The sequence below is a fragment of the Pseudonocardia sp. HH130629-09 genome (assembly GCF_001294645.1).
In the GTDB taxonomy this organism is placed as follows: domain Bacteria; phylum Actinomycetota; class Actinomycetes; order Mycobacteriales; family Pseudonocardiaceae; genus Pseudonocardia.
Genome location: NZ_CP011868.1, coordinates 218405 through 231373, shown reverse-complemented (window position 1 = coordinate 231373; position 12969 = coordinate 218405). Strand labels below are relative to the sequence as shown.

Sequence of the window (12969 nt, the reverse complement as noted above, 5' to 3'; positions counted from 1 at the left end):
CGGCCGTCGTGCCGGTCGCGCCCCGGACGGGGCACGACCGTCGTGCTCAACCGCCCAGGATCTGGGCGAAGCTCGTCACCAGGCCCGGCATCGCGACCCGCTCGGCACGGTCGTCGCCGAGCGACCCGGCATTCGGCCGCGGGGCCGGCCCGTCGGCGGGGTCGCCGCCGCCGTGCTGACCGTCACCGTGGCCGCCGAACCCCGAGTTGCCGGAGTAGTCCGGCACCTCGAGCGGCTGGGGCCTGGGCACATTCTGCATTCCGCGCACGTTGGTGGGGCTGCCGGGGGGCTCGGCGCAGCGGGCGTCCTCGTTCACCGGTCGCTCGGAGACGTCGAGGCCACCGCGGTTGGGCGTGCCCTCGTAGCCCCGGGTGCAGACCGGCGGGTCGGCGATGTTGACGACCAGGCCGAGGTGCGCGGTCCCGTCGCCGGGCACGACCTTCGGCGCGACCGACACCAGGCCGGGGTAGGTGACGAGCAGCTGACGCAGGCCCGCCTGACGCGGGGCCAGCAGCTCGGTCACCGTCCGCAGGTTCGCGATCGACTCGCCGAGCCCGGGGCCGCTCTCCCGGAGGAGGCCGCTGACCTGGTCGCCGAGGCGCGGGCCGTCGTCGATGATCCGACGCAGGTCCGGGTCGGACTGCTTGAGCTGCTCGGTGACCTCGCGCAGGCCGCGGCTGAACTCCTGGAACTGCGGGGCCACCTCGTTCTGCGTGGTGAGTACCGGGCGGGCGTCGCGGATCAGCGCGGTCGTCTGCGGCAGCGCGTCGGTGGCGGCCCGGGTGAACTCCCCGGTGGTGTCGAGCAGCTGCTGCAGCGGCTGCGCGGTGCCCTCGAAGCCCTGGCCGAGCTCGCGGACGACGGTCTGCAGCGAGTCCTTCGGCACCGTCGACACGAGCTGGTCCAGCTCGGTCAGGAAGGTGTTGATCTGGACCGGGGTCCGGGTGCGGTCCTGCGGGATGACCGAGCCGGAGGCGAGCGCCTCGCCGCCGTCGGCCACCGGCTGGAGGTCGACGTACTGCTCGCCGATCGGCGAGAGGTTCCCGACGACGGCCCGGGCGTCGGCCGGGATGGACGGCGCGGAGTTCTCGATGTCGAGCTGGACGTCGACGCCGCGGGCGGTCAGCGACAGCTGCCCGACCCGGCCGACGCTCACGCCGCGGTAGGTGACGTCGGCGCCGCTGAAGATCCCGCCGGAGTCGGCGAGCTCCACCGTGACCGGGTAGGTCGTCGCGCCGAATATGCGGTCGAGGCCCGCATAGCGGAAGCCCGCGTAGCCGACCGCCACGACGGTGACGAGCACCAGCGCGATCAGCTGCCAGCGGACGGTCTTGGTGATCACGATCCGCCTCCGAAGAGTCCGCCGAGCAGGCCGCCGCTACCGGAGCCCTGCTCCGGCGTCGGGCTCGGTGCCGGGGTCGCCGCCGGTGCCGGGGTGGCCGTCGCGGTGCCCGAGGCGGGCGGCGCCGGCGCGGTGGTGGGCTGCTCGGTCCCGAGCAGCGGCAGCGCGGGCGCACCCGGGACCGCCGGGGCCGACTGCCGCGGCGTCGCGCCGAGCAGCGGCGTCAGCAGCTGCGCGGTGGGCGGCAGCTGGGCCAGCTGCGTCGGGTCGAGCGGGAGCCCGAGCTGGTTGGAGTTGAGGATGTTGCGCAGGATCGAACCGAGGTCCAGGTCCAGCTTCACGTAGAGGTTGGCGTAGTCACCGGCGACAGCGTCGGTGGCCGCGTCGGTGAACGGGATGGACAGCAGCAGCTGCAGCGAGTCCGGCAGGTTCTGGCCGGAGTCGGCCAGGTTCCGCAGCACCGGGCGCAGCGCCTCCAGGTCGGCGAGCAGGTCGTCGCGGGACCGGTTGACGACGTTCGTCGCGACGCCGGACAGCCGGTCGAGCGCCTGCAGCATGCCGACCAGCTGGGTGCGCTGGGACTCGAGCTCGCGCAGGCCGGGGCTGATGTTCTGCAGGGCGTTCTCGATCTGCGGGCGACGCTCGGCGAGCGTGGCCGACAGCCGGTTGAGCCCGTCGAGCGCCCGGTTGATGTCGTCCTTGGAGCTGTCGAGCGAGCCGACGAGCCGGTCGAGGTTGTCCAGCAGCGCCCGCACCTGCGGCTCGCGCCCGGACAGTGCGTTGTTCAGCTCGGTGGAGATGGTCCGGATCTGGGCCACGCCGCCGCCGTTGAGCAGCAGCGACAGGGCCCCGAGGACCTCCTCGACCTCGGCCGCGCGCCCGCTGGCCTGCAGCCCGATCTTCCCGCTCCGCGCGAGGTCGCCCTCGGCGGGAACGGTCGGCGGGGACAGCTCGACGAACTTCTCACCGAGCAGCGAGGTCGTGCGGACCCGCGCGGTGGCGTTGGCCGGGAGCGTGACGTCGCGGTTCACCGCGACGGTGACCAGCGCGTTCCACGACCCCGGCTCGACGGCGACGGTCTCGACCGCGCCGACCGGCACGTCACCGACGCGCACGATCGACTGCGGGACGAGGTCGACGACGTCGGCGAACTCGATCTGCACCGAGTACGGGTCGTCGCCCAGGTTCGCGCCACCGGGCAGCGGGATGCCCCGGAGACCGCCGTCCACCGCGCCGCAGCCGCCCGCGAACAGCGCCACCGCCGTCAGCAGCGCCGACACCCGGCCGACGCGGCCGCTGGAGCCGATCACGATCCACCTCCGAACAGGCCGAACAGTCCGCCGCCCCCGCGCTCCTCGGTCTCGGGGACCGGGGTGGGAGTGGCCTGCGGGGCCGTCGTGGTCGACGGCGCCGGTGTGGCCGGGGTGCTGGTGGCACCCGGTGCGGGCTGCCCGGCGGGGGCGGGAGCCTGCGGGTCGGCCGGGGCGCGCAGCTGGGAGCCCGGGTCGGTCAACGACAGCGGCGAGCCCCGCATCAGCTGCGGCACGGCCGGGTTGACCCCGGAGCCGCCGGCCTGCAGCTGCTCGAGCACCTGCTGCGGGGTCGGCAGCGGCACGGCGCCGTCGAGGATCGGCGCGAGGCCGTCGCACAGGGCGGCCGTGGGCTGGTCGAGGCCGCCCGGGAGCTGGCCCGCGCCGCGGCGGAGGATCTCGCAGATCGCGACCGGCAGCGGGTAGGCCAGCTCGTTGATGTTGGCCCGGGTGTCCAGGGTCTCCGAGGCACCGTTGTAGATGTTGGTGAGGTTGCTCAGTGCCGCCGGGGCGACGTCGGCGATCTCGGACAGCGCCCGCTGGTGGTCGACGACCTCCTGCGACACGCTCGCGAGCTTGTCGACGTTCGACCGCAGGGTCGCCCGGTTGTCCTGCACGAAGTCCGCGACCTCGCCGAGCGCGTAGGACAGCTGGTTCAGCGCGCCGCCGAGCTCGCCGCGCTGGCTCGCGAGGAAGCCGGTGACGTCGGCCAGCTTCCCGTTGAGCTCGCGGATGCCGGGGTCGTTCTCCCGCAGCGTCCCGACGAACTTCTGCAGCTCGGTGACGGTGCCGAACAGGTCACCGCTGGAGCCGTTCAGGGTCGCCGAGAGTCCGCCGAGGTTGCGGATGGTGTCGTTGAGCGCCCGGCCGTTGCCGTCGAGGTTCTGGGCGGTGACGTCCAGGACGTCGTTGAGCGCACCGGTCTTGTTCGCCCCCTGCGGGCCGAGCGCCCGGGAGAGCTCGGTGGCGGTCCGGGTGAGGTCGTCGACGCCGAGCGGGAACGCGGTGCGCTCCAGCGGGATCGGCTCGCCGTTCCACTCGGGGCCGCCGGTCCACACCGGGGTCAGCTGCACGTAGCGACCGGTGACCAGGCTCGGCGAGACGACAGCGGCCTTGACGTCGGCGGGCAGGCGCACCTCGTCGTCGGTGATGGTCATGTCGACCCGCACCCGGTCGCCCTCGGGCGTGATCCGGTCGATCTTGCCGACCGGGACGCCGAGCACCCGCACGTCGTTGTCCTGGAAGAGCGCGGCGGAGCTGGTGAAGTACGCGGTGACCTGACGGCCGCCGCCCGAGGTGATCAGCCAGATCGCGCTCGCCACCAGCACGGCGACGACGGCGATCAGGGCACCGAACTGGATCTGGCGCCGGTCGTTGGCCCAGGACCCCATCAGCAGTCACCCCCGAGCGGCACCGCCGGCGGCAGCAGGCCGCACAGGTAGTTGTCGAACCAGCGGCCGTTGCCGAGGGCGTTGCCGAACACGCGGACGAACACCGCTTCCTTGTCGAGGATCTCGCCGAGGTTGTCGCGGTTCTCCTCGAGCACCGCGAGCACGCGGTCGAGGGTCTCGAGGGCCGGGCGCAGCTGCGCCTGGTTGTCGGCGACGAGACCGCGCAGCTGGATCGACAGGCGCTGCACCCCGTCGAGCAGGTTCGCGATCGCGTCCTTGCGCCGCTGCAGCTCGGCGAGCAGCAGGTTGCCGTCGTTCACCAGCCGGACGACGTCCCCGCGGCGGTCGGCCAGCGTGGTCGACAGCTGCCGGGTGTTGGCGAGCAGCTGCTTCAGCTCCGCGTCGCGGCTGGAGATGGTGTTGGACAGCCGCGACAGCCCGTCGAGCGCCCCGCGGGTCTCCGGCGGGGTGTCGCGGAAGGTGTCCGACAGCGTCGTGAGGCTGGTCGCCAGCTGCCCGGTGTCGAGCCCGTCGATGGTGCCGGACAGACCGTTGAACGCGTCCACGACGTCGAACGGGGACTTGGTCCGGTCCCGGCCGATCGGCTGGTCGGGATCCTGCTCGGCGTCGCCGCGCGGGTCCAGGGCGAGGAACTTCGAACCCAGCAGGGTCGCGATCTCGATCGAGGCCGTGGTGCGGTTGCCGACCCAGGCGTCCTCGACGGAGAACTCGACCCTCACGCGGTCACCGTCGAGTTCGACGCTCTGCACCCGGCCCGCCTCCACGCCCGCGACGGTGACCCGGTCGTTCGCCTGCAGCCCGGCGGCCTCGGGGAACTCCGCGGAGTAGCGGGTCGCACCGGAGAAGATCGCCTCGTAGTTGAACGCGGCGAGTGTGAGCGCCGCGATCAGCACGAGGCCGACCACCGCCGTCAGGACGGGGCGCTTCTGCCCTGCCTGTGCCATCAGTTTCCTCCCGGCTGCAGCGCCGCGGTCGGGTCGCCGCTGGAGTCGACCGGCCCCCGGCCGAGCTGCTGGGTCGCCAGCTGCTGGAGGGAGTCGGTGGTCGGCTCACGCAGCATCGGGTTGTCCTGGGCCCGGTTGTCGCCGTCCGGCTGGGAGCCGTCGGTCGGCACGGTGTTGCCCGCGCCGATCCCGGACGGGTCCGGGCCGCAGCGCCGCTCGGGGTTGCGGATCGGGCCGATGCCCAGGTCCTCCAGTGAGGTCGGCGGCAGGATCGGCGAGATGCCGATCTGGCCGTCGAGGCCGCAGAGGTAGAAGTTGAACCAGCTGCCGTAGGAGCCGACGCGGGCGATCCGGTTCAGCTTGAACGGCGTGTACTGCAGGAACCGCTCGATCGTGGGGCGTCCCTGGTCGAGCTGGGTCGCGAGGTCGCCGAGGTTGCGGATGTCGTCGCGCAGCGGCGGGCGAGCGTCCTCCAGGAACGACCCGGTGACCTGGGTCAGCTCGCCGATGGACTGGATCGCGTTGCCGATGGGCTCGCGGTCCTGGGCGAGTCCGGACACCAGCGCCTGCAGCGAGCTGATCAGCTCGTTGAGACCCTCGTCGTTGCGGTTGACGGTGTCGAGGGTCAGGTTCAGGTTGTCGATGACCTGGCCGATGACCTGGTCGCGGTCGGCGATCGAGTTGGTCAGCGACGACGTCGAGGCCAGCAGGCTCTGCACCGTGCCGCCCTCGCCCTGCAGGACCTGCACGATCTCCATCGACAGCTTGTTGATCTGGTCCGGGTCCAGGCCCTGGAACAGCGGCTGGAACCCGTTGAACAGCACGGTCAGGTTGACCGCGGGACGGGTCCGGTCGATCGGGATCTGGCCGTCGGCCGGGAGAGTCTCGCCGGTCGGGCCCGCGCCCTGGTCCAGCGCCATGTACCGCTGGCCGATGAGGTTCTTGTACTTCAGGGTCGCGTTGACCGACGCCGGCAGCGGGGTCGAGGAGTCGACGTCGAACGCCACCTCGGCGACCCGCTGGTCGACGATCCGGACGTCCTTCACCGAGCCGACGACGACACCGGCGATGCGGACGTCGTCGCCGGCGAGCAGACCGGTCGCGTCGGTGAAGCGCGCGGTGTACTCGGTGACGTCGCCGCCGCGGGCGTTGGCGATCGTCAGGCCGAGCAGCGTGGTGCCCACCGCGGTGACCAGCGCGAACACCAGGAACTTGACGAGCGGGGAGATCGGGAGCCTGCTCACGTCAGCGTCACCTCCGTCCCGCGCAGCAGCGGGCCGACCATCGTGCTGCTCCAGGCCGGGACGGCCTCCGGGGAACCGCCCTGCTGGGCGGCGAGCAGCTGGGCGACGACCTCCTGCTCACCGGCGGAGTTGGCGACGCCCATGTCGACCGAGCCGCTCTGCTGCGTCCCGTCGTAGGACGACGGCTGGATGCCGATCTGGCCGAGTGCGGTGGTCAGCGGGGGCAGCACGCCCGCGCCGTTCTCCGCGCTCTGGTCCTGGATGAGATCGAAGCTGTCCGTCCCGTCGTAGGTGCCGAAGGTGTCGACCCCGAAGTCCTCGGGGTTGCCCATCGGCTGGCCGTCCGGGGCCGGGCCCGGGACGGAGCCGTCGCGGAACGGGCCGTCCGGCGGGTACTGCGTGCCCTCGGGGGCCGGGATCGGGTAGCAGCGCGGGCCGCGGTCGTCGCCGTACTCCGGCTCGTCCTGGTCGGGCAGGTACTTGCCCTTGCTGGCGACGATCTCGAGGGTGATGTTGATACCGACCCGGTCGGTGCCCGGCCGGATGGCGTTGTCGATCTTCGGGATCAGCTCGACGAGCTGGCGGGTCAGACAGGGGAACTCGGGCGAGTAGCGCGCGAGCGTCTCCAGCGTCGGCCGGCTTGCCGCCGACAGCCCGATGATGTTCTCCCCGTTGGCGTCGAGGAAGGCCCGTAGATCGTCCGAGGCGCCGGTGACGGAGCGGTAGAGGTTGCGCAGCCCCTCGCGCTTCTCGACGATCGTGCGGCTGGTGACCGTGAGGTTGTCGAGTGCGTCGAGCAGGTCCGGCGCCGCCTGGTCCAGGTTGTCGGAGAACGTCGCCAGCTGGCGGATGTCCTCCTGCAGGTCCGGTACGGCCGGGTCGAGGCCCTCGACCAGCGTGTTGAGCTGGGTCAGGGTCTCCCCGAGCTGGTCGCCGCGGCCCTGCAGCGCCTGGGACAGCGCGCCGAGGGTGGTCGCGAGGTCCTGCGGGCGGACGGTCTGCAGCAGGGGCAGCAGCTCGTCGAGCACCCGCTCGACCTCCAGCGCGGCCGCGCTGCGGTCCTCGGGGATCACGTCGCCGGCGGCGAGTCGGGCCGTCGACGGCGCGGCCGGCGGGACCAGCGACACGAACTTCTCGCCGAACAGCGTCTTGGGGAGGAGCTGCGCGGTGACGTTCTCGGGGATCTGGTCGAGGAACTGCGGCTCCATCGACATCTCGATGCTGGTGTCGGTCCCGTTCGAGACGACCTGGTCGACCTGCCCGACGATCAGGCCGTTGACCTTGACGTCGGACCGCTCCTGCATCTGGGTCCCGACCCGGGCCACGTTCAGCGTGACCGGGACGCCGGAGGAGAAGGCCCCGACGTACTGGGCGACGGCCAGGCCGAGCAGGACGACGATGACGGTGACGAAGGCCAGGCCCTGCAGCACGCGCTTGGTGGACCTCATCCGGCCACCCGCACCGAGGTCGAGGTCCCGAACATGACCAGCGTCAGGAAGAAGTCCAGGATCGCCGTGCTGACGATCGACAGCCGCACCGCGCGCCCCACCGCGACACCGACGCCCGCCGGGCCGCCCTTGGCCGAGTAGCCGTAGTGGCAGTGGATCAGGATGATCACCGTCGCGAAGACGATGACCTTGAGGTAGGACAGGAGGACGTCACTGACCGGCAGGAACAGGTCGAAGTAGTGGTCGTACGTGCCGCCGGGCAGGCCGTTGATCAGCGTGACGTTGATCCGGGAGGCGGCGTAGCTGGCGAGCAGGCCCAGGGTGTAGATCGGGATGATCGCGACGATGCCGGCGACCACCCGGGTGGTGACCAGGTAGGGCACCGAGGGCACCGCCATGACCTCGAGGGCGTCGATCTCCTCGGAGATCCGCATCGCGCCGAGCTGGGCGGTGAAGCCCGCGCCGAGCGTCGCGGTCAGCGCCGAGGCGGCGACCAGCGGGGCGATCGAGCGGGTGTTGAAGTAGGCGGTGATGAAGCCGGTCAGCGCCTCGACGCCCAGGGCGTCCAGGGCGCGGAAGCCCTGCAGACCGACCAGCGAGCCGACGAACAGCGACAGCGACGCCATGACACCGACGGTGCCGAGGATGACGATCAGCGCGCCGGACCCGAAGGAGACCTCGGCGAGCAGCCGGGCGACCTCCTTCTTGTAGCGGGTCAGCGTCTTCGGGATCCAGAGGATGGACCGGATGTAGAGCGAGAGCTGGTCGCCCAGCTCCTCCAGCTGGTTGAGCGGCGCCTGGGCGGCCCGGCGGGTCCGCGCTCCGAGTCGGGTAACCATCAGAAGCCCTTCGGCGGGACGAGCTCGAGGTACAGGGCGGTGAGCACGAGGTTGATGAGGAAGACGAGGACGAAGGAGATGACGACGGCCTGGTTCACCGCGTCACCGACCCCCTTCGCACCGGGCGGCGGGTTCAGCCCGCGGAACGCGGCGACGACGCCGGCGACGATGCCGAAGAGGAACGCCTTCAGCTCGGACACGACGATGTCGCTGACCTGCGCGATCGCCGAGAAGCTGGAGATGTAGGCGCCGGGCGAGCCGCCCTGGATGATGACGTTGAAGAAGTACCCGCCCGCGACGCCGACGCAGGTCGCGAGGCCGTTCAGGACGACCGCGGTGATGCCCATGGCGAGCACCCGCGGAACGACGAGGCGCTGGATCGGCGAGATGCCGAGCACCTCCATCGCCGCGATCTCCTCGCGGATGGTCCGCGCACCGAGGTCGGCGCACACGGCGGAGCCGCCGGCGCCGGAGATCAGCAGCGCGGTGACGATCGGTGCTGCCTGCTGGACGATCGCGAGGACCGCGCCGGCGCCGGTCTGGGACTGGGCGCCGAACTGGCGGGTCAGCTCACCGAGCAGCAGCGCGATCGTCGCGCCGAAGGGGATGGTGAACAGCGCGGTCGGCAGCGCGGAGACCTTGGTGACGAACCAGGTCTGCTCGACGAGCTCACGCCACTGGAACGGCCGGCGCAGTCCCTGGCGGCCGATCTCGGCGAACAGGCCGAAGAACTTGCCGACCGGGGTGAGCGCCCGGGTGACGGGACTGGTCATCGGTCACCGCCGGAGAGCTGGTGCCGGCCACGGGGGTCGGGGGTGTCGTCGGTGATCCGCGGGTGGATGTCGGTCGGGTGCTCGTCGCGGGGCTCGGAGATCGTGCTCCCGTCCTGCGCGGGGCGGGCGAACCGGGAGGTCGCGTCGGTCTCGGCGTGCTGCTCGCGGATCGCCTCCTGCGCCGACTGCGGCAGCTCGTGCAGCATCGCCTCGACGCGCTCCCGGCGACGGTGGACCGCCTTCCGGTCCGGCATCCCCGTCGAGGCCACCAGCTGCGGCTTCATCGGCGGACGACCCTCCAGCTCACCCGCCTCCTCCATCTCCCGGGCGGCCTGCGCGGCGTCCTTCTCCTCCGACATCCCGATCGGACCCTCACGACGACCGTTCAGGAACTGCGCCACCACCGGCTCGTCCGAGGTCAACAACACCTCCCGCGGACCGAACATCGCCAGATGCTTGCGATACAGCAGACCGATGTTGTCCGGCACCGTCTGCGCCGAGTTGATGTCATGGGTCACGATCAGGAACGTCGAGTCCGTCATCGCGTTCAGATCGATGATCAACTGGTTCAGGTACGCCGTCCGCACCGGATCCAGACCCGAGTCCGGCTCATCGAACAGAATGATCTTCGGATCCAGCACCAACGCCCGCGCCAACCCCGCACGCTTGCGCATACCACCCGAGATCTCCCCCGGCAGCTTCCCCTCCGCACCCACCAGACCGACCATGTCGATCTTCTCCATGACGATGTCCCGGATCGCCGACTCCGACTTGCGCGTGTGCTCCCGCAACGGGAACGCGATGTTGTCGAACAGGTTCATCGACCCGAACAACGCACCGTCCTGGAACAGCACCCCGAACAGCTTCCGGATCTCGTACAGCTCGGACTCCGAGCACTTGCACAGATCCACACCCTCGATGACGATCGATCCCCGCTCGGGCTTCAGCAGCCCGATCAGCGACTTCAGGAACACCGACTTGCCGGTACCCGACGGCCCGAGCAACACCGACACCTCGCCCGCGGGCAGGGTCAGGCTCACGTCCGACCAGATGTTGGCCCGACCGAAGGACTTCGTCAGCCCCTCGACCTTCACCTCGACACCGGTCACGTGTCGCCTCCTCGCGCAATAGACCGACGAACCGCACCGGGGCCCGGGAACGCTGGGGAGCGGGGGCCAGTCGTCGGTGCTGAACGGCACAACGAGTCTGCGCGTCAGGGGTTACTTGCGGGTCGGCGGGGTCGCCGATCAGCGACTGTACCGTAGTCTACGTTACGGTTACCGAGGGTTACAGATCACCGCAGATTGTTGCGGACCGTGGGTAACGGTGCTCCCGGTCGGGTAGCAGGGCTGGTCCGAACGGCCTGAATGGGCGCGGTCGGCCGGTTCGGCCACCACCGCCCCACCCGCACAGAGGATCACCCGATCGGCGGCGTCACGTGCGGGGCGTACGACAGGATGAGGCGCTGGTAGTCGTCGAACAGGGCACGCAGGAGATCGCGGTCGCGGGGGTCGCAGGTCTGCTGGTACCCGGCCATCAGCGAGATGCCGAAGACGGCGAGCCTGCGGGCGTCGTCCGGGTCGGGCACCACCTCGGCCACCACCTGTTCCAGCGCGATCCGGCGCTGCACGTCCACGCGCCCCTGGGCACGACCGACCTCCGGGTCGATCTGGGCCCACGCCCGGATCGCGGCCTCGGCGTCGTGGCGCAGGGCCACCGTGAGCTGCTTGACCACGTCGATCCGCTCGACCGGGTCCGCGGTCGCTCGGGCCAGCTCGACGATCCGGTCGGTCTGCTCGGCCTCCCAGTAGCGCAGCAGCCCGCGGACGAAGCCCGCCCAGCCGCCGAAGTGGTGGTAGAACGACCCGCTGGTCACGCCGAGGGACCGGCACAGCGGGCCGATCTTCAGCCCGGCCGCACCCTCGCGCGCGAGGATCGACATCGCGGCGTCGTAGTACTGCTCGGCAGCGATCTGCCGACCCGTCCTCCTGGCCACCCCGCCCCCTCCTCACCACCCGTGCCGGCCCACCAGGGTGCCACGCCGGACGCGCGTTCGATCAGAAGATCCTGCGCGGCGGGCGTCCGGTCCGCGCGTCACGCGTCGGGCGGACGGGACCAGGAGCAGGGCCGGACCGGCCGCCCGCGCTGCCCGCCGGGGCGGGACGGCGTCGGTCCCGAACGACCGTGGCGGGCGGCGGAGCCGCTGCTCCCCACTCCCCCGGAAGGCCCGCCGGCCACCGGCACGCGGACCGTCGGGCCGTCGGGCCGTCGGGCCGTCGGGCCGTCGGGCCGTCGGGCCGTCGGGCCGTCGGGCCGTCGGGCCGTCGGGCACCGTCGTCGACGCGTCCACGACCACGTCCACGCCGACCTCCGCGTCCTCCGAGCCGGGTACTTCCCCAGTAACGTAATCTACGTTACGTTCCGGTGGCAACGACGCACACTCACGACGACGTGGAGGAACCGTGCCCGGATTCACCGACGAGGACGAGCTGTACCGCTACATCGGCGGCATCTTCGAGACCGCGCTGGCGGACCCCGAGCTGTCGCCGAAGCTCCGCAGCACCGGCCTGGTCCTGCGTCAGCAGTGCACCGCCCCGGACTCCGCGCTGATCATCGACCTGCCCGGGGCCACGGTCTGGAAGGGCTCCGACGCCGGCGCCCCCGAGCCACAGGCCACGATGACCATGTCCACCGAGACCGCGAACGCCTACTGGCAGGGCACGGTCAACCTGACCTTCGCCATGGCCAAGGGCAAGGTGAAGGTCGACGGCACGGTCACCAAGCTCCTGCAGCTCGCGCCGTTGTCCAAGCGCCTGTTCCCCACCTACGTCGAACGTCTCAAGGCCGACGGCCGCGAGGACCTCCTGGTCACCAAGTGAGCCGCCGGGTACTGGTGACCGGTGCCGCGTCCGGGATCGGCGCCGAGGTCACGCGCCGGTTCGTCGATGCCGGCGACGAGGTCGTCTCGCTGGACCTGAAGGACGCCCCCGTCGGCGTCGCGCGGCACGTGCACTGCGACCTGTCCGACGTCGCGTCGATCGACTCCGCCGTCGCCGCGCTCGGCGGGGAGTTCGACGCCCTGTGCAACGTGGCCGGAGTGCCCGGCACCGCGCCCGCCGAGCTCGTGCTGCGGGTGAACCTGCTCGGGCTCCGTCACCTGACCGAGTCGATCGTCGAACGGATCCGCCCGGGTGGCGCGATCGTGAACGTCGCCTCCATCGCCGGCTACGGCTGGGCCGACCGGCTGGCGGCGCTGCGTGAGCTGCTCGCCACCGACACCGTCGACGAGGGGCTCGCCTGGTTCGCGGCGCATCCCCAGGCGGGCAACGCCTACAACTTCTCCAAGGAGGCCCTGATCGTCTACACGATGCTCATGGCCCCCGTGTTCGGCGAGAACGGGGTGCGGATGAACGCCGTCTGCCCCGGCCCGGTCGAGACCCCCATCCTCGGCGACTTCGAGGAGTCGATGGGCAAGGAGAACCTCGACGCGCTCGCCGCGTTCCTCGGCAGGCACGCCACCCCCACCGACATCGCCGGTCCGGTCCTGTTCCTGGCCGGTCCGGAGTCCGCCTGGATCAACGGACACGCGCTCGTCGCCGATGGCGGCATCAGCGGTGCCGTGCTGACGGGCATGATCCCCCCACCCGAGATCTGATC

11 protein-coding genes and 1 pseudogene are annotated in these 12969 nt (G+C 71.3%); 2 read left to right on the top strand and 10 right to left on the bottom strand.

Annotated features, from left to right (window positions below; genetic code table 11):
* Window positions 1-46 precede the first annotated feature (46 nt).
* The 10 genes and pseudogenes from XF36_RS01100 to XF36_RS01055 all read right to left on the bottom strand — a co-directional run bounded on the left by XF36_RS01100 (window position 47) and on the right by XF36_RS01055 (window position 11308).
* Complete coding sequence (locus XF36_RS01100; protein WP_060710539.1) at window positions 47-1342, bottom strand: MCE family protein; 1296 nt, start codon at window positions 1340-1342, stop codon at window positions 47-49.
* The gene (locus XF36_RS01095) at window positions 1339-2652 is read right to left on the bottom strand and encodes an MCE family protein (RefSeq protein WP_060710538.1); all 1314 of its coding nucleotides are present in this window, start codon (window positions 2650-2652) and stop codon (window positions 1339-1341) included. Before XF36_RS01095 ends, XF36_RS01100 begins: the two co-directional genes overlap by 4 nt.
* On the bottom strand, window positions 2649-4043 hold the full coding sequence (locus XF36_RS01090) for an MCE family protein (protein WP_060710537.1): 1395 nt from the start codon (window positions 4041-4043) through the stop codon (window positions 2649-2651). Before XF36_RS01090 ends, XF36_RS01095 begins: the two co-directional genes overlap by 4 nt.
* Window positions 4043-5008 (bottom strand): MCE family protein, encoded by a 966-nt coding sequence (locus tag XF36_RS01085; RefSeq protein WP_060710536.1) that lies wholly within the window; start codon window positions 5006-5008, stop codon window positions 4043-4045. The genes XF36_RS01090 and XF36_RS01085 overlap by 1 nt, the downstream gene beginning before the upstream one ends.
* Window positions 5009-5247: 239 nt before the next feature.
* Window positions 5248-6252, bottom strand: a pseudogene (locus tag XF36_RS01080) (MCE family protein); the annotation flags it as partial.
* Window positions 6249-7700, bottom strand: coding sequence for an MCE family protein (locus XF36_RS01075; RefSeq protein WP_060710534.1), 1452 nt, complete (start codon window positions 7698-7700; stop codon window positions 6249-6251). The gene XF36_RS01075 and the pseudogene XF36_RS01080, both read right to left, overlap by 4 nt.
* Entirely contained in the window at window positions 7697-8539 is an 843-nt protein-coding gene (locus XF36_RS01070; RefSeq protein ID WP_060710533.1) for an MlaE family ABC transporter permease, read from the bottom strand. Before XF36_RS01070 ends, XF36_RS01075 begins: the two co-directional genes overlap by 4 nt.
* On the bottom strand, window positions 8539-9312 hold the full coding sequence (locus XF36_RS01065) for an MlaE family ABC transporter permease (RefSeq protein ID WP_020622220.1): 774 nt from the start codon (window positions 9310-9312) through the stop codon (window positions 8539-8541). The genes XF36_RS01070 and XF36_RS01065 overlap by 1 nt, the downstream gene beginning before the upstream one ends.
* Window positions 9309-10421, bottom strand: coding sequence for an ABC transporter ATP-binding protein (locus XF36_RS01060; RefSeq protein WP_060710532.1), 1113 nt, complete (start codon window positions 10419-10421; stop codon window positions 9309-9311). Before XF36_RS01060 ends, XF36_RS01065 begins: the two co-directional genes overlap by 4 nt.
* Window positions 10422-10729: 308 nt before the next feature.
* Window positions 10730-11308 carry a TetR/AcrR family transcriptional regulator gene (locus XF36_RS01055; protein ID WP_145981224.1) on the bottom strand — a complete coding sequence of 193 codons (579 nt, stop codon included), beginning with the start codon at window positions 11306-11308 and terminating at the stop codon, window positions 10730-10732.
* A gap of 466 nt (window positions 11309-11774) precedes the next feature.
* Here XF36_RS01055 and XF36_RS01050 point away from each other — a divergent pair, with 466 nt between their 5' ends.
* Both XF36_RS01050 and XF36_RS01045 read left to right on the top strand, forming a co-directional pair.
* The gene (locus tag XF36_RS01050) at window positions 11775-12191 is read left to right on the top strand and encodes an SCP2 sterol-binding domain-containing protein (RefSeq protein WP_060710531.1); all 417 of its coding nucleotides are present in this window, start codon (window positions 11775-11777) and stop codon (window positions 12189-12191) included.
* Window positions 12188-12967, top strand: coding sequence for a coniferyl-alcohol dehydrogenase (locus XF36_RS01045; RefSeq protein WP_060710530.1), 780 nt, complete (start codon window positions 12188-12190; stop codon window positions 12965-12967). The genes XF36_RS01050 and XF36_RS01045 overlap by 4 nt, the downstream gene beginning before the upstream one ends.
* The last annotated feature ends 2 nt before the right edge of the window (window positions 12968-12969 follow it).